The organism is Kaistia granuli DSM 23481, from assembly GCF_000380505.1.
Classification (GTDB): Bacteria; Pseudomonadota; Alphaproteobacteria; order Rhizobiales; family Kaistiaceae; genus Kaistia; species Kaistia granuli.
In genome coordinates this window covers 109,114-134,336 of sequence record NZ_AQYH01000008.1, presented here as the reverse complement: position 1 = coordinate 134,336, position 25,223 = coordinate 109,114, and the positions used below count along the sequence as shown (strand labels likewise).

Genomic DNA, 25,223 nt, shown 5'->3' with positions numbered 1-25,223 from the left:
CGACGAACCTGTCCCCCGAAAGGAACGCCGAGCCGCTGCGCCCTGTTGCTGTGCCGTTCAGGTACGGATGGGGCGCGCGGCCTGAATCGAGGCGCGGGCTTCTGTCGGCCGCAAGCTCGGGCTCAGGTTGCGCGTCTGGCGTTCCGCCCAGGCGAGGCTGATCATGAAGACGGCGAAAGCGCAGACGATCGCGCTGAGGAAGAGAACACCGGTGGCGGACATGGCAGACTCCGTTTGCTGACGGAACCACTATCGATCATGCCCAATCGCCCCGCTTTGATGGAAATCAACCAGTTCTCCGGATGCGAAGATCTTTGCGATCCTGTCCGGTGACGCATCCGGCCGAGGCCGTCAGGCGAGGATCGCCAGTTCCGTTTCGGCATCGAAGAGATGGATGCGGGACGGATCGACGGTGAGGCAGATACGGTCACCCTTCTTCACCGGCAGTGTGCCGTCGATCACGGCGCGCAACCGGGTTCTGGCCGATTGCAGTTCCTCGCCATCTTCCGATACGCCCGCGGCGACCACGGCGGCGCCGTCGAGATCGAGATGGACGAGCAGATTGGCGCCGAGATCCTCGACAAAGGCGACCTTGCCGGCAAGCTTGCCCGGGCCGGGGATAGCATCCCCTGCCGGGGCTAGCGCCTCGGGGCGAATGCCGGCGATGATGTCGCGGCCGATCGCTCGCAGGATGGCCGGCCGGGCAGTGAGCGAGTCGGCGTCGAGCGCGATCGTCAGTTCGCCCAGCTTCAGCACATACCCCTCGGGCCCGGCGATGATCTGGCCGCCGATCAGGTTCATCGGCGGCGAGCCGATGAAGCCGGCGACGAACAGGTTGGCCGGTGCGTCATAGAGGGTGCGTGGGGCGGCCAGCTGCTGCAGCACGCCCTTGTTCATCACGGCGACACGGTCGCCCATCGTCATCGCCTCGACCTGGTCGTGCGTGACATAGACGGTGGTGACGCCGGTCATCTTCTGCAGATGGGCGATCTCGGCCCGCATCTGGCCGCGTAGCCGTGCATCGAGATTGGAGAGCGGTTCGTCCATCAGGAAGGCCTTGGGCGAGCGCACCAAAGCGCGGCCCATGGCGACGCGCTGGCGCTGGCCGCCGGAGAGGCGGCCGGGCTTGCGGTCGAGCAGGTCGGAGAGCTCGAGCAGCTTCGCGGTTTCCTCGACCTTGGCGCGGATCGCCGTCTTGTCGGAGCCGCGCACCTTGAGGCCGAAGCCGATATTGTCGGCGACGGAGAGATGCGGGTAGAGCGCGTAGGATTGGAACACCATGGCGATGTTGCGGTCGCGTGGCGACAGATCGTTGGCGACGGCGCCGTCGATGACGAGCGCGCCGTCCGAGATTTCCTCGAGCCCGGCGATCATGCGGAGCGCCGTCGACTTGCCGCAGCCGGACGGCCCGACCAGCACGAGGAACTCGCCATCCTCGATCTTGAGGTTCAGCGCATCGACGGCGAGATGACCGTCGTCGTAGCGTTTCGTCACCCGCTCAAAGACGATCTCGGCCATGACCATTCCCTCGTTATCGAGCGCAGCGTGCCATGCGCGGGGACCGGCTGTCAAAGTCCTTTGATGCTGTGAATTCAATCGTTTGCGCTATGCGGCGCCATGTTCGTCATGTGGCGTCAAGCCGACGGATTTTCGAACATGCGGACGGTACGGATCAACTCGGCGACCGATTCCGCCGCCGTGACATCCCGGAGTGAATCCGACGCGAAGCCGAGCGCCACCGCCTCCGGCGCCACGGTCTGGCGACCGGTCCGGCAAGAGGCATGAATCTCACGCGCGCCGGTCTCGGCGAGGATCGCCGCCGCATTTTCCGGCCGAACGCCGGAGCCTGGCATGATCGAGAGGCGGTCGCCGGCGCGAGCCACCAGCGCCCGCAGCGCCGCCAGTCCGTCCAGGGCCCGCTTGCTGCCGCCCGATGTCAGGATGCGCTCGAAACCGAGCGAGATCGCTGTCTCCAGCGCGTCGTTCGGATCCGGCACGAGGTCGAAGGCGCGATGCAGCGTCGCGCCGAGCCCGCCCGCGTGGCTGCGCAGGCGAAACAGCGCCTCGGCGTCGAGCTTTCCGCGTGGCTCGGAGGCTCCCAAGACGACGCCGGCGAGACCGGCCGAGCGGGCCGCGTCGATGTCGCGCCGCATCTGGTCGAGCTCGCCCGGCGTGAAGACGAAATCTCCCTCGCGCGGCCGGATCATCGCGTAGGTCGGCACGCCAGTTTTGGCGGCGATCCGCATCAGGCCGGGGGAGGGCGTCAACCCTCCGAGCGCTAGCGCGCTGCAGAGTTCGATACGATCGGCGCCGCCCCGGATGGCGGCGGATAGTCCGTCGGCCGTATCGACGCAAATCTCGACCTGGATCGTCATCAGCGCTGCGGTGTCCCTGGGTTCGGCGATGGGCATGGCCGCAGTATGATCACGGCGCACGTTCTTCCGCCAGCATGGCCGCGCCGATCAGGCCGCTGGCGCCTCGGGTCTGCCCGGGAACCACGAGCGGCTGGGTGTATCGCCCCAGAACGCGGGCGCGCACGGCCTTGTCGATCGCGCCGAGCAGGACCGAATCGGAGGAGAGCCCGCCGCCGACGGGGATGATCGACGGGCCGATCGTGTTGACGATCATCGACAGCGGACCGGCGATCAGTTCGACGAAAGCCTCGACGCTCTTCGTGGCTTTGTCATCGCCGGCGTGCCAGGCCTCGGTGATGGCGTGGCTGGTGCGTGTTTCACCCGCCAGCGCCGCGTGGATCCGCTCCAGCCCGCGTGCCGAGCCATAGCTGTCGAGGCAGCCGGTCTGGCCGCACCCACACCGCACGACCGGAATGCCGCGCGCGGCGACGGCTTCGGCGAGCAGCGGGCCGTGGCCCCATTCGCCGGTGACGCCATGCGCGCCGCGCACCATGCGGCCGTGGATCACCAGCCCGCCGCCGACGCCGGTGCCAAGGATCGCGCCGAAGACGATCGGTAAGCCCTTGCCGGCGCCGACTATCGCCTCGGCCAATGCGAAGCAATCCGCGTCGTTGCCGACCCGGACGGGGATGCCGAGCGCTTCGGCGATTTCACTCTCGATGCGGTGTCCGGTGACAACCGGCACGTTGGCGGCCAGGGCTATGCCGGTGGCGCTGTCGGCGGTGCCGGCGATCGAGATGCCGATGCGGGCGGCGCCACCATCTGCCTCGATCAGGCGACGGAGCGTCGCGACGAAGTCGCCCCAGCTCGTGTGCGGCGTCGGCAGCGTGGTGCGATCGGTTACCGCGCCTTCGCGCGAGACACGGGCGAACTCGATCTTCGAGCCGCCAATGTCGAAGGCTGCGGTTCCGCGCGTCATGCTCGTTGGTCCGTTCAGGAGAGCGGTGCGAAATGCTGCCGCGCACCGCCGATATAGACGCCCGCGACATCGAGGTCGCCGGTCAGGTGTACGAAATCGGCGCGCGCGCCAGGCGCGATGCGGCCGTAGGTCCGATCGATCCCCATGAACTGCGCCGGATACAGCGACGCCATCCGCAGGGTTTCGTCGAGGCCGATGCCGACCGTGCCGGTCATGAAGCGGATCGCGCCGATCATGTCGAGATCGGAGCCGGCCAGCGTACCGTCGTCGAGCGTCAGCTTGCCGCCCTGGCGCTGGATGATGCGGCCGTTCAGCTCAAACTCCGTCATCGTCGTGCCGACCGTCGACATGGCGTCGGTGACGATGAAGATCCGGCCGGGAGCCCGCTTGGCGCGCAGCGCGTTGGCGATCGCCGCCGGATGGACGTGCAGGCCGTCCGGGATGATACCGCACCAGGAATCGGAGCTGTCGAGAGCCGCGCCGACCACGCCGGGAGAGCGATGGCCGAGCTGGCTCATGGCATTGAAGAGGTGAGTAACGCCACGAGCACCGGCATTGAAAGCGGCCATTGCCGTTTCGTAGGGGGCGTCGGAATGGCCGATGGCGACATGTACGCCGGCTTCCGTCAGTCGGGCGATCTGCTCGGGCGGCACGGTCTCGGCGGCGACCGTGGTCAGCACATGCTCCAGCCCCGTCGAGGTGAGGCGCTCGAGGTCTGCCTCGTCCATCGTCCGGATGAAGCCCGGATTGTGCGCGCCCTTGCGGGCCACGGAGAGATGAGGCCCTTCGAGGTGGACGCCAAGGCATCCCGGCACGCCGGCTGCGATCGCGTCACGGGTGGCGGCGATGGCCGCTTCGGTCACGGCGGGTGTATCGGTGATCAGCGTCGGGAGCAGCGCCGTCGTGCCGTAGCGGGCGTGCGCCGTGCAGATCGTGCGGATACCATCAATGGTCGCGGCGCTGTTCAGGAGCGCGCCGCCGCCACCATTCACCTGCAGGTCGATGAAGCCGGGCGCCAGCAGCCCGCCGTCGAGGCTGATGGTCTTCGCACCGTCCGGCAGACCGCCGGGGCCGACGATACCGACGATGGTGTCGCCCTCGACGAGAACGGCGGCGTCACGTCGGCGCGTCGCGCCGTCGAACAGGTCGGCGGTCAGATAGGCTGTCAGGTTCGGCATGTGGCTCTTCCTGAATTCGGTGTCGGCAAATGGATAGCACGGCCGCTTCCGAAAGGCGGACCGTGCTCTGTTTCTATTGGATCTCTCGCTCTCTCGGGGAGAAGGAGAGAAATGCCGGGATACGCCAGATCGGCTAGACGGTCTCGGTGACCTTGTTGAGGCCGCGCGGCTTGTCGGGGTTGAATCCGCGTGCCACGGCCACCGTCTCGGCGAAGCGATAGAAGGAAAGCGCGATCGAGATCGGATCGGTCATGGCGTGGCCGGTCGGCGCCACGGGGAGGCGCGGGCCTGGGATGGTCGCGGCCGTCGCCGTGAACACCTTGGCACCACGGGCGTGCAGCGCGGAAACATTGGCGATCATGCTCGGCGCTGCCGCGTCCTCCGGGATGAAGGCGATCAGCGGGAAGTTCTCGTCGACCAGCGAGACCGGGCCGTGCTGCAGCTCGGCGCCGGAATAGGCCTCGGCGTGCAGGATCGAAGTTTCCTTGAGCTTTAGCGCCGCCTCCTGTGCGACGGCGAAGCCCGGGCCACGGCCCAGCGTATAGAGCGACGACGCGCCAACGACGATGTCGCGCGCTTCGCTCCAGTCGCATTCGAGCGCGGCGTCGAGCTTGTCCGGCAGGGCGGCGATGGCGCTCTGGAGTTCCTTGTCCTCGCGCCATTCGGCGATGATGGCGAGGCCGGCGACCACAGAGGTGATGTAGGACTTGGTCGAGGCGACGCTCTTTTCCGGCCCGGCGCGCAGCGGCACGAAGATGTCGGCAAGGGCTGCCAGCGGCGCGTCCTCGACATTGACGAGGGCGATACTGGTGGCGCCGCCCTGCTTGGCGGCCTCCACCATGGCGAGCAGGTCGGGGCTCTTGCCGGATTGCGATGTGGCCAGTACGGCGGCGCCCGGCAGGTGCAGCGGCGTCTTGTAGATCGAGGCGATCGACGGGCCGAGCGAGGCCACGGGAACGCCGGTCAGGATCTCGCAGGCATATTTGAAAAAGGCGCTGGCATGGTCGGAGGAGCCGCGCGCCACCGTCACGATCACTTTGGGGTCGAGTGCGCGCAGGCGCGCGCCGGCATCGGCAATGGCATCGCGGGACTGGTCGAGCAGGCGGCGGACGGCTACCGGGGCTTCATCGATCTCGGCGCGCATCAGGGTCGTGGTCATGGTCTCAATCCTCCGTTCCGACGTCAGCGGGGAGACGCTTCGGTCAGGTTCAATTCAGCTACGAAATCATAGGCATCGCCGCGATAGTGCGAGCGCGTGAACTCGACGACGCGACCATCCTGGAGATAGGAGATACGCTCGATGGCCAGGGCCGCCGAGCCGGGCGCGATGCCGAGCAGCGCGGCGTCGGCGCTGCCAACATTCTCGGCGTTCAACCGCTGCACGGCGCGCACCGGGCGCATGCCGGTCGAGGCTAGAACATCGTAGAGCGAGACCTCGACGATCGTCGGGTCCGGCAGTATGCGGGCGGGCACGACGGCGCGTTCGATTGCCATCGGCTCGTTGTCGGCCATGCGCAGGCGATGCAGGCGCGAAACCCGATCGGTCGGAGCAAGACCGAGGATCATGGCCTCGGCCGAGGTCGGCATGCCGACGGAGCGCTCGATCCAGCTCGCGGTCGGAACCAGGCCACGGCTGCGCATGTCTTCGGTGAACGAAGTGAGGCGCGACAGCGGCTGCTCGACGCGACCGCCACCGCGCGAGACGAAGGTGCCGGAGCCGTGGCGTTGGCGCAGCACTCCCTCGGCGACCAGTCCCTGGATCGCCTTGCGCACGGTGACCCGCGAGACGCCGAGCGAGGCTGCCATTTCGCGCTCGGCAGGCAAGGCGTTGTTGGGCACCAGACGGCCCTCGGAGATGGCGCCGCGAATCAGCGCCTGCAGGCGGATATAGAGCGGTCCGCCCTCTTCGCCCGCCAGTCGTTCGGGTGCGAGGAGGAAATCGGTCATGGATTGGCCTCGACCGGCAGCAAGGTCGCTGCGAGGACCAGCGCGCCTTCGAGCGGATCGCCGGCCGGCGCTACGATCCGGGCCGCGATCTCGGGCGAAAGCCGCGTGGCATAGAGCGGGGCGAGGCCGCCGAGCAGGCTGATCCGGGCCGCGCCGAGCTCGACGAGACGGTTCAGCGAGGCTTCGATATCGAGGGTCGCCCGGGCGAGAATGGCTTCCGCCATCGCATCGCCTGCCTTCGCGTGTTCGAAGACGAGCGGGGCGAAATCTCCGTAATCGCGCGGCAGCGCGGTCTTGCAGAAGGTCACGATCTGGTCGGGCTTATGGTCGAACCGCGCCAGCAACGATTCCGATAGCGACGTGGCGGGGATGACGCCGTCATGGGCGAGAGCAGACTGGCGCAGCGCCTGGTGACCGAGCCAGGCGCCACTGCCCTGGTCGCCGAGCTGGAAGCCCCAGCCGCCGACCGTGACGAAGGCGCCGCCGGTCTGCACGACATAGGCCGTGCCGGTACCGAGGATGGCGATAGCGCCATTTCCTTCCGGGTGGGCGCCGCGGCAGGCGATCCAGGCGTCCATCTCCAGCGCGGTCCTGGCAAAGGGGAAGCCGGAGGCCAGGAAGCGCTCGGCGAGGTCGGGAATGTTCGCGGCGGCGAGGCCCATGCCGACATGACAGCGGCCGAGATCGGCGGCGGAAAGGCCGCCGGCGACGAGAGCGCCCTCGACCGCGGCGATGATGTTGTCCCGCGCCGCGTCGATACCGGCCAGGATGTTGGCGGTGCCGGTGATGCACTCGCCAATCGGCGTGCCGTCGACGAAGCGGGCGCGGGCCCGGCACCGGGTTCCGCCGCCATCGACTCCGACCAGGATGATGTCCTGGCTGTCTATCCGGCGACCCTCATAGCTCCCCGACATGTCGTCCTTCACCGCCTGTCAGCCTCGCTGGCAACCGGATTGAGACAGTCCGGCGACCTCTATGGCGAGATAATACCAAACGAAATCCAATTTGGAAGATAATATGCTGCCTCTGCCAGGCACATGCGACTGGAGCGAGAAATGAGGCGTCAAAAATATCGGCAATGATATGTAATTAAAGGAGAAATTTGCCTTTCCCCAGGGTGGGCGGTATTTTTTCGAGCGTCTGATTTAGGCGACTGGACGGACTGGTATTTCGTTGGTATCGTCCACTTGATCAGGCGGGGAAGAGTTGATCGATGCTGGAAATGCGCATTGACGCAGGGGCTGGAGAGTCAGGTCGACCGGATGCGGACGCTATCGTCCTCGCCGGCGCGGCCGTCGTCGACATCACGCCGCCGTCCGGCCTCGCCATGGCGGGCTACGCCGCGCGGACCTCGCCGGCCACCGGTACACATGATCCCCTGACCGTTCGCGCCCTCGTCGTCGGCGATACGGCACTCGTTTCCGTCGACGTCATCGGGTTGCATGAGGATACATGCGGACGCATCCGCGCCCGGGTCCCGCTGCCGGACGATCATGTCGTCGTCACGGCGCTTCATACCCATGGCGGACCCCGTGCCGTCCCCGGTCGGGTCGGCGGTGCGTCGGATGCCGGATTTGTAACACGGCTCGAAGACGCCTGCGTCGCGGCGATCGAGGCCGCCCTTGCGAACCGCCGCCCGGCGCGGCTGTCGTTCGGCAATGGCGCCGATCCGGAGGTGGCGCGGAACCGCCGTCACGATGGCGGCGTCACCGATCCGCAATTGCCGGTGCTCCGCATTCGCGGCGAGGACGGCGGCTGGATCGCCGTGGTGCTCTCCTACGCCTGCCACCCGGTCGTGCTGGGTGCGGACAATACGCTTTGGACGGCGGATTATCCCGGAGCCGTCCGGACAGCGATCGAGGCGGTTCATCCCGGAGCCGTCGCCCTGTTCCTGACCGGGTGCGCCGGCGATGCCGGGATCGGCGATACGCCGCACGGCTCGATCAGCACGGTGCCGTCCGATTTCCGCAGCTTCGCGAATGCCGAACGCCTCGGCCACCGCATCGGCGCGGCGGCGCTCGCCGCGCCGCAGGCGCCGATATCCGCCCGGGTTGGAGCCGCTTCTGCGCCGGTCGCATTGGATCTGGTCCGGCCGGAGGAGGCCGAGCTCGACGCGCTCGGCGCCCAATGGCGCGCGGATAGCCAGACGGCTGAGCCCGCCTGGGCCGCGCTCTATGAGAGCTGGGCCGACTGGGCCGATACCGCGGCCCGCGAGCCACTTGCGCCGTGCCCGCTTCGCGTGACTGTTTTCAACTGGGGCGGTGTCCGCCTGGTCGCGCTGCCCGGCGAGATCTTCGCCGCGACGGCGAGGCAGATCCGTCAGGCGATCGACGGCACGCCCGTCGGTGGCCGTTCCTTCGTCTTCTGCTTCGCCGACGGCGTGCCTGGCTACATTCCCCCCGCGGAAGAATATGCCTTTGGCGGCTATGAGGTCGACGAGGCGCATCGCTATTACGGCATGCCCGGCGCCTTCGCGCAGGGTTCGGCCGAGCGGCTCGTGCAGACGGCCGCAACCCTCGCCGCGACGCTCGCCGGCGGGGCCGCAGATATCGAGAAGAAAGCATGACCGTGACCAAAGCTTCGCTGTCGACCGAAATCGCCGATCCGCGCTATCGCGGCCTCGACACCTGGCGTGACGAGGACGTGCTCGCGGCGCTGCAGGGCGGCCATGCGCGCGCCGTCGCCTCGGTCGAGGCGGCGATCCCCGCGCTCGCCAAGGCCGCCCGCCTCGCGGCCGACAAGCTCGCGGCCGGTGGTCGGCTGGTTTATCTCGCCTCGGGCAGCCCGGCGCTGCTGGCGCTCAGCGACGCGCTCGAGATCCCGCAGACCTATGGCGTTCCCGACGACCGCATCGTCACCATCCTGGCGGGCGGGCTCGACCTGATCCACAATTTCTCCGGCCTGCAGGAAGACGATCCTGATCAGGCGCGCATCGACGTCGCTGCCTATGGCGTCGGTCCGCAGGATTGCGTCGTCGCGATCTCGGCGAGCGGCTCGACGCCCTTCACGGTGTCAGGATTGCAGGCGGCGATCGCCGCGGGCGCCGCCAGCGTCGCGATTGCCAGCAACGCCAGCGCGCCGCTCTTCGAGGGCGCCGACGTGACCGTCCATCTCGATTCCGGACCGGAAGTCATCGCCGGATCGACCCGGATGGGGGCTGGCACGGCCCAGAAGGCGGCGCTCAACATGCTCTCGACGATGACGGCGATCCATCTCGGCCATGTCTATGACGGGCTGATGGTCAATGTCCGGGCCGACAATGGCAAGCTCCGGGGGCGTGCCGCCCGGATCATCGCCAGTGTCGCCGGTGTCGACGAGGCGAGCGCCGGCGCGGCGCTCGAACGCGCGGGCGGCCATGTGAAGCCGGCGATCCTGATCGCGGCCGGGGCGAAAGATCCCGCCGCTGCCAATGAACTCTTGAGACAGAACAATGGGAACGTACGCGAAGCGCTGGCGGCGGTCGCCGGGGCTGACGTCCGATAATGCCGATGCGGCCGCCGGCCGTACGGTTCAGAGAGGAGCCTGACATGAACACCACCATGAAGCGGATGATGCTGGCGACGGCCGTCGCTGCGCTCTCGGCCGGGGCTGCCCCGGCATTCGCCGAGGACGTGACGCTGACTGTCGAGAGCTGGCGCAATGACGACCTGTCGATCTGGCAGGAGAAGCTGATCCCGGCCTTCGAAGCGAAGAACCCCGGCATCAAGGTCGTGTTCTCGCCGCTGGCACCGACCGAATACAACGCCGCGATCAACGCCAAGCTCGACGCCGGCTCGGCCGGTGATCTCATCACCTGCCGTCCGTTCGACCTCTCGCTCGCCATGTACCAGAAGGGCCAGCTGACCGCGGTTGACGCGCTCGCCGGCATGGAGAACTTCAGCCCGGTCGCGAAGTCGGCCTGGCAGACCGACGACGGCAAGACCACCTTCTGCGTGCCGATGGCATCGGTCATCCACGGCTTCATCTATAACAAGGAAGCCTTCGAGAAGCTCGGCATCGCCGTGCCGACGACCGAGGATGAGTTCTTCGCCGCGCTGGAGAAGATCAAGGCCGATGGCACCTACGTGCCGCTCGCCATGGGCAGCAAGGACCAGTGGGAAGCCTCGACCATGGGCTACCAGAACATCGGTCCGAACTACTGGAAGGGCGAGGAAGGCCGCCTGGCTCTGATTGCCGGTAAGCAGAAGCTGACCGACCCGGAATGGGTCGAGCCGTTCGCGACGCTCGCCAAGTGGGCGCCTTACATGGGCGACGGCTTCGAGGCCCAGACCTATCCGGACAGCCAGAACCTGTTCACGCTCGGCCGCGCCGCCATCTACCCGGCCGGCTCGTGGGAAATCGCTCCGTTCCGCGCGCAGGCGACGTTTGAGATGGGCGCGTTCCCGCCGCCGGTCCGCAAGGCCGGTGACGAGTGCTTCATCTCCGACCACACGGATATCGGCCTCGGCGCCAACGCGAAGTCGAAGCATCCCGAGGAGACGAAGAAGTTCCTCGAATGGGTCGCCTCGCCGGAGTTCGCTGATCTCTATTCGAACGCGCTGCCGGGCTTCTTCAGCCTGTCGTCCGCGCCGATCACGCTGCAGGATCCGGTCGCCCAGGAGTTCATGAGCTGGCGCGCCAAGTGCAAGTCGACGATCCGCTCGAACAACCAGATCCTGTCGCGCGGCACGCCGAACCTCGACACCGATACCTGGATCTCCTCGGCCAACGTGATCAACGGCACCGAGACCCCGCAGCAGGCCGGCGAGCGCCTGCAGAAGGGCCTCGACAGCTGGTACAAGCCGGCCGCGCAGTAACGAACGATACGAGTAAACCCCTCCCCGTACGGGGAGGGGTTGGGGAGGGGGTACCGGCGCCGTTCTGGGGATCAGGTCTTCGTCTGCGCGAGGGCCACACCTGCAGGACCGTGGCGGTACCCCCTCCCCAGCTCTCCCCACAAGGGGAGGGGATCCGCCGGTTTCAATGCCGGGCTCTGCGCATTCGAACGGATGATCGCGGCACTATTTCAACGAAGAAGACAGGCTCCGGATGACCACGCTCGACACTCCCGAACCGGACATCGTCGCGAAGCGGCCGGTCCGCTGGCATATCGCGGTCTTCCTGCTGCCGGCGGTGCTTGTCTATACGGCGGTGATGATCATTCCGCTGTTCGACACGCTGCGCCTGTCGCTGTTCCGGGTCGTCGATGGCCAATCGGTCTTCGTCGGGCTCGACAACTTCCGTACCGTGTTCGGCGACCCGCTCTGGTCCGCCAGCTTCTGGAATGCGTTGCGCAACAATATCTTGTTCTTCCTGATCCACATGGTCGTGCAGAACCCGATCGGCATCGCGCTCGCCGCGCTGTTGTCGCTGCCCGTGCTGCGTTTCCGGGGCTTCTACCGGACGGCGATTTTCCTTCCGACCATCCTGTCCTTCGTCATCGTGGGCTTCGTCTGGAAGCTGATCCTGTCGCCGATCTGGGGCGTCGCGCCGTTCCTGCTCGATATCGTCGGTATGAAGGCGTTCTTCGCGCCCTGGCTCGGCCGGCCCGGCAGCGCGCTGATCACCGTTTCGCTGGTCTCGGTCTGGCAGAACATCGGCATCCCGATGATGCTGATCTACGCCGCACTGCTGTCGATCCCGGACGAAGTGCTCGAGGCGGCCGAATGCGACGGCGTGACGGGCTGGAGCCAGTTCTTCAAGATCAAGCTTCCCCTGATTCTGCCGACCATCGGCATCGTCTCGATCCTGACCTTCGTCGGCAATTTCAATGCCTTCGACCTGATCTACACCATGCAAGGCGCCATCGCCGGGCCGAACTACTCGACCGACATCCTGGGCACGTTGCTCTATCGCACCTTCTTCGGCTTCCAGCTGCAGCTGGGCGATCCGAACATGGGCGCGGCGATCGCGACGGCGATGTTCTTCATCATCCTCGCCGGCGTCTGCCTCTACCTCTTCGTCATCCAGCGGCGCATCCGCCGCTACCAGTTCTGAGGCCCGGCCATGTCGAAAGCACGTTCGTCCGTCGCCCGCACCGGCCTGGTTCACCTGGCGCTGGGGGCCTATACGCTGCTGGCGCTGTTCCCGATCTTCCTGGTGCTGGTCAATTCGTTCAAGACCCGCGCCGGCATCTTCTCGGCGCCGCTGCAGCTGCCTAACGCCAAGACATTCAGCCTGATCGGCTACGAGACAGTGCTGAAGCAGGGCGACTTCCTGGGCTACTTCCAGAACAGCCTGATTGTCACCGTCGCCTCGATCTTCCTCGTCCTGCTGTTCGGCGCCATGGCAGCGTTCGCGCTGTCGGAATACCGCTTCCGCGGCAACACGATGATGGCGCTGTACCTGGCGCTCGGCATCATGATCCCGATCCGCCTCGGTACGGTGGCGATCCTGCAGGGCATGGTGGCGACCGGTCTGGTCAACACGCTGACGGCGCTGATCCTGGTCTATACGGCGCAGGGCCTGCCGCTTGCCGTGTTCATCCTGTCGGAGTTCATGCGCCAGGTGTCGGACGATCTGAAGAATGCCGGCCGCGTCGACGGGCTGTCCGAGTACACGATTTTCTTCCGTCTGGTGCTGCCGCTGGTCCGGCCGGCGATGGCGACGGTCGCGGTCTTCACCATGATCCCGATCTGGAACGATCTCTGGTTCCCGCTGATCCTGGCGCCGGGCGAGAAGACCAAGACTGTGACGCTGGGCGCGCAGATGTTCATCGGCCAGTACGTCACCAACTGGAACGCGGTGCTCTCGACGCTGTCGCTGGCGATCCTGCCGGTGCTGATCCTCTACTTCATCTTCTCGCGCCAGTTGATCCGCGGCATCACCGCCGGTGCGGTGAAGTGATGGCTGGCCTCATCTCTGCACCCCGCCCCCTTGTGGGGAGGGGCCGGGGGAGGGGGTACCAGCTCCGTCACCACCGGTTTGCCGCTCATTTGTTCGTCTTCAGGAGAGGCCCAGCCGGTACCCCCTCCCTAGCCCTCCCCACAAGGGGGAGGGAACACGCCGTGTCTTTCCGATCGCAGGTACACCATGACTAGTCCCCTCCGTGTTTTCGTCGCCGGCCTCGGCCAGATGGGGCGAAGCCATGCACTCGCCTATCATGCCAATCCCGGCTTCGAGATCGTCGGCCTGTACAACCGCTCCGAGGTCGACCTGCCCGAGGAGCTCAAGGCCTATCCGCGCGTCGAGAGCTTCGAGGCCGGGCTGGCGCTGAAGCCAGACGTCGTCTCGATCAACACCTACACCGACAGCCACGCGCCCTTCGCCATCGCGGCGATGGAAGCCGGCGCGCATGTCTTCGTCGAGAAGCCGCTGGCCGCCAACGCTGCCGATGCCCGTTCCGTCGTCGAGGCGGCCAAGCGCACCGGCAAGAAGCTTGTCATCGGCTACATCCTGCGCCATCACCCGTCCTGGATCGGCTTCATCGCCAAGGCGCGCGAGCTCGGCCCGCCCTACGTCATGCGCATGAATCTGAACCAGCAGTCCTCCGGGCCGAGCTGGCACATCCACAAGCAGCTGATGCAGACGACGTCGCCGCTGGTGGATTGCGGCGTCCATTATGTCGACGTCATGTGCCAGATCACCGACGCGAAGCCGGTCGAGGTGCGCGGCATGGGCGTGCGCCTCTCCGACGAGATCGCGCCGACCCAGGTCAATTACGGCCATCTGCAGGTGATCTTCGAGGATGGCTCGGTCGGCTGGTACGAGGCCGGCTGGGGCCCGATGATCTCCGAGACCGCCTTCTTCGTGAAGGACGTGATGAGCCCGAAGGGCGCCGTCTCGATCGTCATGGACGAGGCCGCGAAGTCCGATGACGTCGACACCCACACCAAGACGGCGCGCATCCGCGTCCATCATTCGGAGCTGAAGCCGGACGGCAGCTTCGCCAAGGCCGACAGCTGGTTCTCGACCGAGGACGAGCCTGGGCACCAGGCGCTCTGCGACCGCGAGCAGGCCTATCTGCTGAAGGCGATCCGCGAGGACATCGACCTCACGCGCCATATGCAGGACGCGATCACCTCGCTCGAAATCGCGCTCGCCGCCGAGACCAGCATGCGCGAGGGCAGGGTGGTGAAGCTGTGACCTCCCGCGTCGATGCAATCTTCCTGGGCCAACGCTCAGCCGGCATCCCTGCGCAAGCGCTCGGGATGACGCCTCCCCATGATCACGAAGGATAACGCCGTGAGCGCACTGACCCTTCAGAACATCACCAAGCGCTTCGGTTCGACCGATGTGATTCGCGGCGTTGATCTCGACGTCGCCGAGGGCGAGTTCGTCGTCTTTGTTGGCCCGTCCGGCTGCGGAAAGTCGACGCTTCTCAGGATCATCGCCGGGCTTGAGGACCAGACCTCTGGCCATGTGACGATCGCCGGGCGAAATGTCGACGTGACGCCGCCGGCGAAGCGCGGCATCGCCATGGTGTTCCAGTCCTACGCGCTGTACCCGCACCTGACGGTGAAGGGGAACATGGGGCTGGCGCTGAAGCAGGAGGGCGTCGAGAAAAGCGAGATCGAGCGCCGCATAGCCGCCGCCGCCAAGATGCTGCACCTGGAGACTCTGTTGGATCGGCGTCCATCCGAGCTTTCCGGCGGCCAGCGCCAGCGCGTCGCCATCGGCCGCGCCATCGTGCGCCAGCCGAAGCTGTTCCTGTTCGACGAGCCGCTGTCGAACCTCGACGCGGCGCTGCGAGTCAATACGCGTATCGAGATCGCCAACCTGCACCGGCTGCTGGGTGGCACCATGATCTACGTGACGCACGACCAGATCGAGGCGATGACGCTCGCGGACAAGATCGTCGTGCTCAGCGCCGGCAAGATCGAGCAGGTTGGTCGTCCGATCGACCTCTACAACAAGCCGGCCAATCTCTTCGTCGCCGGCTTCATCGGCTCGCCGAAGATGAATTTTCTCACCGGTGCGGCTGCCGAGAAGCTGGACGCGACGACGATTGGCATCCGTCCTGAACACATTCGCGTCGTGCCGGCCGGAGGCGTATGGGAGGGCAAGGTCAGTCATCTCGAGAAGCTCGGCTCGGACACCTTCGTCTATGTCGCCGTCGAGGGCGCCGACATGGTCACGGTCCGCATCGTCGGCCAGGCGGATTTCGAGGTCGGCTCGACGGTCGGCCTCGCCGCCGACGAGGCGCACATCCATCGCTTCGACAAAGATGGCCGAGCGCTCTGAGAGCCGCAGGCCGTCACACGAGCCTCCGTCATCCCGGACGCAGCGCAGCGGAGATCCTGGATCCATGCATCCGGGTTTTCGGAAGCCTCGCGCGGCCAACGTTTCGGCTGCATGGATTCGCCTTCGCGGAATGACGGCTTCGCCGTTCCGGCCAGCAGGGTAAGGGTTCTTCACCACCTCACCAAGCAGCCCCTTGCACCCGAAGGGCTGCCGATGCGAGTGTCGCGCCGCATTTGGACAGGCGGACGACATGACGAAGAGCATCATCATCATTGGCGGCGGGCATGGCGGCGCACAGGCCGCCGCGAGCCTGCGGGCGGACGGCTTTGACGGCAAGGTCACGCTCGTTTCGGCCGAGCCGGAGATTCCCTATCACCGGCCACCGCTCTCGAAGGGCTTCATCAAGGCCGAGCTCGACGAGCTGCAGGAACTGCGCCCGGCCGCCTTCTACGAGAAGAATGCCGTCGATCTGGTGCTCGGATCGGAAGTCACTGCGATCGACCGTGACGCGGGCTTGGTGCGCCTCGGCGCCGATAGCCTGCCGTTCGACGGCCTCGTGCTGGCGACCGGCGCGCGCGTCCGCGTGCCGCCGGTTCCTGGCATCGATCTCGAAAACGTCTTCCTGCTGCGCACCGCCGAGGATGCGCGCCGGCTGAAGCAGCGCTTCGCCCTCGCCCAGGACGTCGTCGTGGTCGGCGGCGGCTTCATCGGCCTCGAGCTCGCTGCGACGGCGCGCCTGCTCGGCAAGACCGTGACCGTGCTCGAAGCCGCGCCGCGCCTGATGGGGCGCGTCGTGGCGCCGGCGATTTCCAGCTACTTCCTCGACCTGCACCGCGCCATGGGCACGACGGTTCGGCTGGAAACGCCCGTGCACGGGATTATCAGCGAGAACGGTGCCGCCGTCGCGGTCGAGACGCTTTCCGGCGAGCGAATCCCGGCCGACACGGTGATCGTCGGCGTCGGCGTGGTGCCGAATGTCGAGCTCGCCGACGCGGCCGGTCTCACCGTTTCGAATGGCATCCTTGTCGACGAGGCGATGCGGACCTCCGATCCGCGCATCGTGGCGGCGGGCGACGCGGTGTCGTTCCATCACTGGGCGCTCGGACGGTCGGTCCGGCTCGAAAGCGTGCAGAACGCCGTCGACCAGGCGAAGACCGCAGTGGCGACTTTGCTCGGCAAGGTCGAGCCCTATCGCGCCGTGCCGTGGTTCTGGTCGGACCAGGGCGATGCCAAGTTGCAGATGGTGGGGCTCTCGAACGACGCGGATTCCAGCGTGCTGCGCGGTCGGCCGGAGGATGGCTCGTTCTCGGTGTTCCACTATCAGGGCGACCGGCTGGTCGCGATCGACTCGGTAAATCGCGCGGCCGACCACATGCTCGGCCGGCGCATGCTCGCTTCCGGCATGTCGCCCGACAAGGCCGTTGTCGCCGATGAGAGCGCCGATCTGAAGAAGCTTGTGCTCGGGACGGGCTGACACGGGTTCTTCGGCAGGCGTCGCGGACTGACGCGGCGTCGCTTCCATGCTAGGTTTTGCGTCTTGGGTGGTGATGTCAGACGCATTGTCCCGACGCATTGTCCCGACGCATGGGGTCGAGCATGTCCGAGACCGAGGTTCCCGATCCAGCCCTGACGCTCGCGCCGAAGCCGCTTCCGCGCGGGCCGACCGAGGGCCCGCTGACGACCGAGGAATTGCAGCTTTCGGCGCGCAATCACTCGATGCCGCTCGAAGCGCTGCGCTACGACATCACGCCGCTCGGCCTGCACTACCTGCTGATTCATTTCGATATTCCGATGATCGATCCCGCCCATTGGCGGCTATCGATCGGCGGGCAGGTGGCGCGACCGATCGAACTCACCCTTGATGAGATCCACGCCCGGCCCCGCGTGACGATGCCGGTCACGCTCGAATGCGCCGGCAATGGCCGGTCTCGCCTGTTCCCGCGTCCGGTCAGCCAGCCTTGGGTAACGGAGGCCGTCGGCACGGGACTTTGGACGGGAACGCCGCTCAGCGAGCTCCTGGCCGAGGCGGGGATCGCCGCGGACGCGGTCGAGATCGTTTTCACGGGCGCCGATCATGGCATCGAGAAGGGCCATGAACTCGACTATGCCCGCAGCCTTTCCGTCGTCGAGGCGGAGAGGCCGGAGATCCTGCTGGCCTATGAGATGAACGGGCAGCCCTTGCTGCCGCAGCACGGCTTTCCGCTGCGGCTGATCGTGCCGGGCTGGTACGGCATGGCGAGCGTCAAATGGCTGACGCGGATCGAGGCCGCGACGACGCCGTTCAAGGGTTATTATCAGGCGACGAACTATCACTATCGGGCTGGGCCCGATGATCCGGGGACACCGGTCCAGCGCATCCGGCCGCGCGCGCTGCTGGTGCCGCCCGGTTATCCCGATTTCCTGACGCGTCGCCGCACTTTGGCGGCCGGACCGTGCCGGATCGAGGGTCGCGCGTGGTCGGGCGAGGCTCCGATCGAGCGCGTCGTGCTCGGCATTGACGGGGGCTGGCAGGAGGCCGTGCTGGAGCCGGAGCAGGGACCCTATGCCTGGCGCCGGTGGACCAGTGTCTGGGAAGCGGAGCCGGGCGAGCACATCCTCTCCTGCCGCGCCACCGACGCCAGCGGCCAGTCCCAGCCGCTCGAGCCGAACTGGAACTGGATCGGCGTCGGCAACAACATGGTGCAGGCGGTGCCCGTCACGGTGCGCTAAGGCAGCCGGCGCTCCTGGAAGGCGCCGGACACCGAGGATCGATCATTGCAGCGTGGCGACGGCCGGGAGCGGCTTGTCGGCGGTGTCGATCCGGACGACGACCGACATGCCGGGTCGCAGATCGGCAATGGTGCTCTGGCCCGGGTCGATCTCGATCCGGAGCGGGATGCGCTGTGCCACCTTGGTGAAGTTGCCGGTCGCGTTGTCGGCCTTTAGCACGCTGAATTCCGAACCTGCCGCAGGGGCGATCCGCATGACCCGGCCGCTCAGTTCGATATCGCCGAGACCGTCGACCGTGAAGGTTGCCGGCAGGCCGACATCGATATGGGCGAGCTGCGTCTCCTTGAAGTTGGCGATCACCCAGACCGTCGACGGCGTGATCGAGGTCAATTGGGTTCCTGCGGCCGCGTATTGGCCGACATGGGCGGCGACTTCGCCCAGCCTGCCGTCGACCGGCGCGACGATGCGCGTATTGCCGAGATTGATCTCGGCCAGCTTCACCGTCGCTTCGGCGCTGGCGACGGCGGCTTCCAGCGAGGCCTTGCCGGCGTCGGTCAAGGCGAGGTTTTGCTCGGCGATCTTCACCGCGGCTTCAGCCTGGGCGACGGTGGATTTCGCCTGCAGCAGCGCGACGCGCGTCTGGTCGCCCGACGACTGGGTGGAGAAGCCGCGATCGACCAGCGTGCCGGTCCGCTTGTCGTCCAGTTCGGCCTTTTCCTGTCCGGCCTCGGCGCTCTGCAGCTGTGCCTTGGCCAGGTCGAGGCTCGCCTGCTTGGCGAGGCGGTTCTCGGCGAAGTTCGACAGTTCGGCTTGCTGCTGCTGCAGCGTCGCCTGGGCCTGGGCGAGCTGCTGCTGATACATGCGGTCGTCGATCTGGACGAGCAGGTCGCCCTTCTTGACCGTCATGTAGTCCTGGACCGGAACGGCCACGACGTAGCCGGGGATCTGCGGGCTGAGCAGCGTCACCTGACCTTTGACATAGGCGTTGTTGGTCGTCTCGACCGAGGAGCGGAAGGGCGGCAGCTGCCACGCGTACAAGACCATCAGAACACCAAGAACGCCGATGGCGAAGGCGGTCAGGGTGATGCCGGATTTGAAGATCTGCTTGATCTGCATGATGAACGTCTCGGGTGTCGTTTGCCTCAGGCCTGCGCGGCGATGAGCCGGCGGGCGCGGGCGCGGGAATAGGTCGTGTGGAGCGCCAGCAGGAAGATCCCGGCAAGCGCGGTGTAGAAGATCAGCAGGAACAGGTCCTGATAGGCGAGGATGTTGGCTTCCTGGGTCGCCGCCCGGCCGAGCAGGACGACGCCTTCCGCATTTTGCAGCGCCGGATCTGGCAGCGTCTTCGAATAGGCGGCGCCATAGCTCCGGACGCGCTGGGCGACGAGCGGATCCAGCAGGGTCAGGTGATCGGCGAGGACGCTCGAATGGAACTTCTCGCGGATCGTCTGGAAGGTGCCGAGGATGGCGGTGGCGAGGATGCCGCCCATGCTTTGCGTGCCCAGGAACACCACCAGGAAGCTCAGGATGAAGACGGGACCGCCGGCGATCGCCCGCATGAAGCCCGCCATCAGGGCCGGCGGCAGGAACAGCGCGCCGGCGAAGGCGATCATTGCCTGGCTCAGATAGAACTGCTCCGGACGCGTCAGATTGGTGACGTGCGAATCCATCCAGGCGCCGGCAGCGATCATCAGCAGCGCAATGAGATGCAGCGTCGGGCCGTTCTCCTTGGTCATCACCAGCGCGGTGACGACATAGCCGACGATGGTTGCCGCCAGGATGATGCCGAGCAGCGGCACAAGCTGGTCGTTCTGCAGGCCGAGCATGTTGAAGAAGCCGACCGCGCCGAGCGTCTGCTCGGACAACAGGAAGCGGAACAGCAGCAGCGAGCCGGTGATCGTCAGCATGTCATAGGTGAACATCCAGCGCAGATTGACGATGGGGTGGACCCGGTGCAGTTCGATCATGACGAGCAGCGTGATCGCGGCGATGCCGGTGACGCCGAGCCAGCCGATCCAGGGCGCATCCAGCCACCAATAGAGCCGCCCGAGCGACAGGATGATGGCGATGGAGCCGAAGCCGACGGCGATCAGGGGGAAGCTGATCAGATCCTCGCGGTCGAAGATCTTGATGCGTGGCGGGTGGGTGATCGGCAGGATGAAGATGACGGCGAGGCTCATCATCGCCAGCCCCGCCTCGAGCAGGTAGAGGCCGTGCCAGTCGCCGATCTGCAGCAGGTCGGGGGAGATCATCCGCGCCAGCGGGGCGGCGATCTGGCCTCCCAGCACGCCCAATGCGATGCCGATCGTCAGCTTGCGGGCCGGCGGCAGCCATTCGAGCATGTAGTAGAAGGCGAGCGTCGAGAGCGGCGCCGCGGCAATGCCCATGACGGCGCGAACCGCGATGGCCGAGCGCAGGTCATTGCTGAACAGATGGGCGATCGTCACCAGGGCGTAGATGATCAGCCCGATTTCGGCGAAACGGCGCAAACCGAACTGGGTGCGGACCTTGTAGAGAAACAGCGTGCCGGTGATGTTGGTCGCCATATAGGCGGCGGTCAGCCAGTTGACCTCGATCTGGGTGGCGTGGAGCGGCCCCTGCAGTCCCGTCAGATTGGCGGCGACCAGATTGAGGCCGAGGCCCTGTGTCAGGCCCAGCAGGATCGAGGCGCTGGCATAGACCGCCGCCCGCGCCGGCGGAATCGGCACGAAGGCGGGCGGCGGCGCCACCGGGGCCGGGACAACGGCCAGCGGAGGTTGGGCAGGAACCGGGGAGGGGTCTTCGGGTTCCCGGTCCAGGGCGACGGCGGTGTTCATGACGTTGGCGTCTGATCCGCGCGAGCCGCGGCGAAGCGGCTCAGATTGTCCGACAGGGTCTGCAGCACGCGTTCCGTCACGGCCAGATCGGCCGGGTCGACGCCTTCGAGCAGGATGTCGCTCATCGTGTCCGTCATGCGCAGCACGCGCTGGCCGACGGCCCGACCTTCATCCGTGAGCACGACGGCCTTGGCGCGGCGATCGCCCGGCAGCGGCTGGCGCTCGACATGGCCGGACTGCTCCAGCCCGTCAAGCAGGCGGACGACGGTCGGATGCTCGACCTCGAGGACCTCGGACAGTTCCGATTGGGTCACGGTGTGCTCGGCCCGGATCAGATGCAGCATCAGCCGGCCACGCGCCAGCGTCAGGTCGAGATCCTTCAGCTCGGCGTCGAAGCAGGTTCGAACCGCCCGGCTCGCCTGCGAGAGTCGCCCTAGAAAGGTCTTCGGGCGATTATCATGGGATACCATATCAATCGTTCCATACAATGTATCGTGATACATATGTGGTTGGTACATGAAATGTCCAGCGCCGCTTGAGCCTGCGTGGAGGGAACTGGCACTGCCGATCCATGGGGGGGGTGAAGCGGGGTGTGCGACAAGCGATGGTTGATGGCTGTCGAGCTTCCGCGTATCGAGAGGATCCGAGAGTGGATCTGAACAAAGTTTCGCCAATTTGATAGATCAAACTCACTAATACTTCAAAATTTGTACCAGTTTCCGGGCAACTGTGCTGAATGGCTGAATACTACGTCGACGCGACGCAACCCTTGCAATGGGGGCCCCTACCGCCGGTAGGTATTCCCAGGGTTGAAAATGCCTTTGTCCGCCAGGCGATGCGGCAGAGCCAGGTCCCGGTGAAGATGTTCGTCGTCGAGCGTGATGGTCGGAGTCGGCTGCTTAACGCGGTCGAGCAAGGCTATGTCAGCAACATGATGGAATCGCGCATTCCCCTCATCGAGGGGAATGCCGACAAGTCCTACTGGCACCGACTGAAGACGACGCTCGAGACGATTCGGGGCGGCGCCTTCCTCTCAGGCAAGGAATTCGATCGTTCCGCGGCGGCTTATGTATCGCAGCGTGGACGGTCGGGCTTTCTCTTCAGCTTCTCGAAGACGCTCATCCGTCTGTTCAAGCTGACCTTTGAGGGCAAGCGGCGTCAGGACCGACCGACCGAGGACCCGCTCGCGGATCCGGCGGCGCATTGCTTTCTTTCCAAGGTCGGCATGCACCGGATTGCGGCAAATCGGTCGACGGGGCCGGTCAGGGCCTCGCTGACAACGCTGCTGCACGACACGATTCCGATCGATCGGCCCGACTACTTCGAGCGCCAGCACGCGGAAAAATTCAAACGCGACCTCGACTGGATGTTCGACCATTGCCGGCAGGTCGTCTGCGTCTCCGAACGGACGGCACGCCGTGCCCGGGTCTATGTCGCTGCCGAGCGGCCGGACAGCGCTTCCTCCATCGTCGTCAACCCGCTCGGTTCCTTCCTGAGGGAGGGCGTCGCCGGGCAGCGCGAAGAGGCCGTCGACCGGCTCGTCGGCCAGTCCTATGCGATCTATTGCTCCACCATCGAGATTCGCAAGAATCACATCGTTTTGCTGCGCGCCTGGAAGGAGCTGATGCCGAAGCTCGGCGATCGCCTCCCCATGTTGGTCCTTTGTGGCCGTTGGGGCTGGATGGTCGACGAAGTGAAGGCATTTCTAACCCAGAATCCCGAGATCGAGGCGAAGGTGCTGATCCTTTCGGGGATCAGCGATCAGCAGCTCGCCTGGCTCTATCGTAACGCCCGCTTCGGCCTGTTTCCGTCGCATACGGAAGGGTGGGGCCTAGGCGCCGCAGAGTGTCTCGATTTCGGCCTGCCGGTCCTCATTTCCGACGCCGAGGCGCTCTCCGAGGCGACGCAGGGCCTGATGCCGGTGATTCCGGCGGACGATCTCGCCGCGTGGTGCGCGGCGATCGAGACGGCGTCGATGGATGACGCATGGCTGGCCTTGCTTCGCGCCAAGATTGCGACGGGCTATCGTCCGACGCCCGAATCCGAGTTCGCGACGCGTCTGCTGGATCTGATGCAGGCCTCCGCCGCCGAGTTGCCGGCGCCCGAAGCACCGCCGGTGCTGCCGGATGCTGATCTGCGTCTGCGGGCCGGCTGATCTCGAAGTTCAGTTTCTTTCCTTTGATCCCGATCCTTTGGCCCGGCGTGGCGCCTGGCAGCGGGCGGAACGTCGATTTGCAAGCTGGAATTCGTCGAACGGCCCAAGGGTGCGGTCACGCCGCGTTGCCCCTTGGCGGCGCTTCGACTAGAAGAACGGCAACCTAATCCCTACATCCTGCCCTTTTGGCGAAGAGGGCCTTCGGAGCGAATTCATGGCGCGTCAGTTCATCTATTTCATGCAGGGTCTGACCAAGACCTATGTCGGCGGCAAGAAGGTGCTGGAGAACGTCCACCTCTCCTTCTATCCGGATGCCAAGATCGGCGTGCTCGGCCCGAACGGCTCGGGCAAGTCGACGCTGCTCAAGATCATGGCCGGCATGGACAAGGATTTCTCCGGCGAGGCCTGGGTGGCGCAGGGTGCGACCGTCGGCTACCTCGCGCAGGAGCCGAAGATCGATCCGACCAAGAACGTCTTCGAGAATGTCATGGAAGGCGTCGCCAAGAAGAAGGCGATCCTCGACCGCTACAACGAACTGATGATGAACTACTCCGACGAGACGGCGGAGGAGGGCGCAAAGCTCCAGGACATCATCGACAGCCAGAACCTCTGGGATCTGGAGAGCCAGGTCGAGATGGCCATGGACGCGCTGCGTTGCCCGCCCAGCGACGCCTCGGTCGAGAACCTCTCCGGTGGTGAGAAGCGCCGCATCGCGCTCTGCCGCCTGCTGCTCGAGCAGCCCGACCTGCTGCTCCTCGACGAGCCGACCAACCATCTCGACGCCGAATCGATCAACTGGCTCGAAGGGCATCTCCGCGATTATCCCGGCGCCATCCTGATCGTCACCCATGATCGCTACTTCCTCGACAATGTGACGGGCTGGATTCTCGAGCTCGATCGCGGCCGTTCGATCCCCTACGAGGGCAACTACTCCGCCTATCTGGAGAAGAAGGCCAAGCGGATGGAGCAGGAGGGTCGCGAGGACATGACCCACATGAAGGCGATCGAGCGCGAGCGCCAGTGGATCGCCCAGTCGCCCAAGGCCCGCCAGTCCAAGTCGAAGGCCCGTATCAAGGCCTATGACGAGTTGGTCGAGCGCGCCGAGGGCAAGTCGCTGCAGACGGCGCAGATCGTCATTCCAGTCGGCGAGCGTCTCGGCGACAAGGTCATCGAGGTCGAGGGCCTGTCGAAGAGCTATGGCGATCGTCTGCTGATCGACAATCTCTCGTTCAAGCTGCCGCCGGGCGGCATCGTCGGCGTCATCGGCCCGAACGGCGCCGGCAAGTCGACCCTGTTCAAGATGATCACCGGCGAAGAGAAGCCCGATTCCGGCTCGATCTCGCTCGGCGATACAGTCCAGCTCGGTTACGTCAACCAGGGTCGCGACGACCTTGGCTCGAACAAGACCGTCTGGGAGGAAATCTCCGGCGGCGCCGAAGTATTCTATCTCGGCAAGAAGGAAGTGAACACGCGCGCCTATGCCGGTGCCTTCAACTTCAAGGGTGGCGACCAGCAGCAGAAGGTGGGGACGCTTTCGGGCGGCCAGCGCAACCGCGTGCACCTCGCCAAGCTGCTGAAGGACGCCAACAACGTCATCCTGCTCGACGAACCGACCAACGACCTCGACACCGAGACGCTGGCAGCGCTCGAAGAGGCGCTGGAGGATTTCGCCGGCTGCGCCGTGATCATCAGCCACGATCGCATGTTCCTCGACCGGCTCGCGACCCACATCCTCGCCTTCGAGGGTGACAGCCATGTCGAGTGGTTCGAGGGCAACTTCGCCGACTACGAGGAAGACAAGAAGCGTCGCCTCGGCAATGACGCGGTCATGCCGCACCGGATCAAGTACAAGAAGCTGACGCGCTAAGCGTTCCGCTTTCGGGCTTGCGCGGGCGGATCGGCCTTCCCTTCATGGGAAGGCGG

Annotated in this window: 22 protein-coding genes; 11 read left to right on the top strand and 11 right to left on the bottom strand. The window is 65.9% G+C overall.

What is annotated here, in order from left to right; genetic code table 11:
- Positions 1-57 precede the first annotated feature (57 nt).
- The 8 genes from G342_RS26015 to G342_RS0112905 form a co-directional block, all read right to left on the bottom strand.
- Positions 58-222: a hypothetical protein gene (locus G342_RS26015; protein WP_018183575.1), complete on the bottom strand. Its 165-nt coding sequence runs from the start codon at positions 220-222 to the stop codon at positions 58-60.
- Between the two features lie 129 nt (positions 223-351).
- The gene (locus G342_RS0112935; RefSeq protein ID WP_018183574.1) at positions 352-1,518 is read right to left on the bottom strand and encodes an ABC transporter ATP-binding protein; all 1,167 of its coding nucleotides are present in this window, start codon (positions 1,516-1,518) and stop codon (positions 352-354) included.
- Between the two features lie 116 nt (positions 1,519-1,634).
- A complete protein-coding gene (locus G342_RS0112930) occupies positions 1,635-2,375 on the bottom strand; it encodes a copper homeostasis protein CutC (protein ID WP_040878931.1) in 741 nt (246 codons plus the stop codon).
- 49 nt (positions 2,376-2,424) lie between these two features.
- Positions 2,425-3,333, bottom strand: a complete 909-nt coding sequence (locus G342_RS0112925) for an ROK family protein (RefSeq protein WP_018183572.1) — start codon at positions 3,331-3,333, stop codon at positions 2,425-2,427.
- A gap of 14 nt (positions 3,334-3,347) precedes the next feature.
- A complete protein-coding gene (nagA, locus tag G342_RS0112920; protein WP_018183571.1) occupies positions 3,348-4,511 on the bottom strand; it encodes an N-acetylglucosamine-6-phosphate deacetylase in 1,164 nt (387 codons plus the stop codon).
- A 133-nt stretch (positions 4,512-4,644) separates the two neighbouring features.
- Positions 4,645-5,670, bottom strand: a complete 1,026-nt coding sequence (locus tag G342_RS0112915) for an SIS domain-containing protein (RefSeq protein ID WP_018183570.1) — start codon at positions 5,668-5,670, stop codon at positions 4,645-4,647.
- 23 nt (positions 5,671-5,693) lie between these two features.
- A complete protein-coding gene (locus tag G342_RS0112910; protein WP_018183569.1) occupies positions 5,694-6,458 on the bottom strand; it encodes a GntR family transcriptional regulator in 765 nt (254 codons plus the stop codon).
- Positions 6,455-7,372 (bottom strand): glucosamine kinase nucleotide-binding domain-containing protein, encoded by a 918-nt coding sequence (locus G342_RS0112905; RefSeq protein WP_051094221.1) that lies wholly within the window; start codon positions 7,370-7,372, stop codon positions 6,455-6,457. The genes G342_RS0112910 and G342_RS0112905 overlap by 4 nt, the downstream gene beginning before the upstream one ends.
- 299 nt (positions 7,373-7,671) lie before the next feature.
- Here G342_RS0112905 and G342_RS0112900 point away from each other — a divergent pair, with 299 nt between their 5' ends.
- The 9 genes from G342_RS0112900 to G342_RS0112860 all read left to right on the top strand — a co-directional run bounded on the left by G342_RS0112900 (position 7,672) and on the right by G342_RS0112860 (position 18,329).
- Positions 7,672-9,024: a neutral/alkaline non-lysosomal ceramidase N-terminal domain-containing protein gene (locus G342_RS0112900; protein WP_018183567.1), complete on the top strand. Its 1,353-nt coding sequence runs from the start codon at positions 7,672-7,674 to the stop codon at positions 9,022-9,024.
- The gene (locus G342_RS0112895; RefSeq protein ID WP_018183566.1) at positions 9,021-9,941 is read left to right on the top strand and encodes an N-acetylmuramic acid 6-phosphate etherase; all 921 of its coding nucleotides are present in this window, start codon (positions 9,021-9,023) and stop codon (positions 9,939-9,941) included. The genes G342_RS0112900 and G342_RS0112895 overlap by 4 nt, the downstream gene beginning before the upstream one ends.
- Positions 9,942-9,985: 44 nt before the next feature.
- On the top strand, positions 9,986-11,254 hold the full coding sequence (locus tag G342_RS0112890) for an ABC transporter substrate-binding protein (RefSeq protein WP_018183565.1): 1,269 nt from the start codon (positions 9,986-9,988) through the stop codon (positions 11,252-11,254).
- Between the two features lie 232 nt (positions 11,255-11,486).
- Positions 11,487-12,434, top strand: a complete 948-nt coding sequence (locus G342_RS0112885) for a carbohydrate ABC transporter permease (protein WP_018183564.1) — start codon at positions 11,487-11,489, stop codon at positions 12,432-12,434.
- Between the two features lie 9 nt (positions 12,435-12,443).
- Positions 12,444-13,283: a carbohydrate ABC transporter permease gene (locus tag G342_RS0112880; RefSeq protein WP_018183563.1), complete on the top strand. Its 840-nt coding sequence runs from the start codon at positions 12,444-12,446 to the stop codon at positions 13,281-13,283.
- Between the two features lie 186 nt (positions 13,284-13,469).
- On the top strand, positions 13,470-14,522 hold the full coding sequence (locus tag G342_RS0112875) for a Gfo/Idh/MocA family protein (RefSeq protein WP_018183562.1): 1,053 nt from the start codon (positions 13,470-13,472) through the stop codon (positions 14,520-14,522).
- Between the two features lie 99 nt (positions 14,523-14,621).
- Positions 14,622-15,620 (top strand): ABC transporter ATP-binding protein, encoded by a 999-nt coding sequence (locus G342_RS0112870; RefSeq protein ID WP_026304393.1) that lies wholly within the window; start codon positions 14,622-14,624, stop codon positions 15,618-15,620.
- A 250-nt stretch (positions 15,621-15,870) separates the two neighbouring features.
- Positions 15,871-17,094 carry an NAD(P)/FAD-dependent oxidoreductase gene (locus G342_RS0112865; protein WP_018183560.1) on the top strand — a complete coding sequence of 408 codons (1,224 nt, stop codon included), beginning with the start codon at positions 15,871-15,873 and terminating at the stop codon, positions 17,092-17,094.
- A 122-nt stretch (positions 17,095-17,216) separates the two neighbouring features.
- Positions 17,217-18,329 carry a sulfite oxidase gene (locus tag G342_RS0112860; protein ID WP_018183559.1) on the top strand — a complete coding sequence of 371 codons (1,113 nt, stop codon included), beginning with the start codon at positions 17,217-17,219 and terminating at the stop codon, positions 18,327-18,329.
- A 42-nt stretch (positions 18,330-18,371) separates the two neighbouring features.
- On the opposite strand, the gene G342_RS0112855 is transcribed toward G342_RS0112860, so the two are convergent.
- The 3 genes from G342_RS0112855 to G342_RS24095 are packed head-to-tail and all read right to left on the bottom strand — an operon-like array spanning position 18,372 to position 21,615.
- On the bottom strand, positions 18,372-19,445 hold the full coding sequence (locus tag G342_RS0112855) for an HlyD family secretion protein (RefSeq protein WP_018183558.1): 1,074 nt from the start codon (positions 19,443-19,445) through the stop codon (positions 18,372-18,374).
- Between the two features lie 26 nt (positions 19,446-19,471).
- On the bottom strand, positions 19,472-21,145 hold the full coding sequence (locus G342_RS0112850) for an MFS transporter (RefSeq protein WP_018183557.1): 1,674 nt from the start codon (positions 21,143-21,145) through the stop codon (positions 19,472-19,474).
- Positions 21,142-21,615 (bottom strand): MarR family winged helix-turn-helix transcriptional regulator, encoded by a 474-nt coding sequence (locus tag G342_RS24095; RefSeq protein ID WP_018183556.1) that lies wholly within the window; start codon positions 21,613-21,615, stop codon positions 21,142-21,144. The genes G342_RS0112850 and G342_RS24095 overlap by 4 nt, the downstream gene beginning before the upstream one ends.
- A 266-nt stretch (positions 21,616-21,881) precedes the next feature.
- Between G342_RS24095 and G342_RS0112840 the strand changes: the two genes are divergently transcribed.
- A complete protein-coding gene (locus G342_RS0112840) occupies positions 21,882-23,300 on the top strand; it encodes a glycosyltransferase (protein ID WP_083931225.1) in 1,419 nt (472 codons plus the stop codon).
- 214 nt (positions 23,301-23,514) lie between these two features.
- Entirely contained in the window at positions 23,515-25,167 is a 1,653-nt protein-coding gene (gene ettA, locus G342_RS0112835) for an energy-dependent translational throttle protein EttA (RefSeq protein ID WP_018183554.1), read from the top strand.
- Positions 25,168-25,223: the final 56 nt, after the last annotated feature.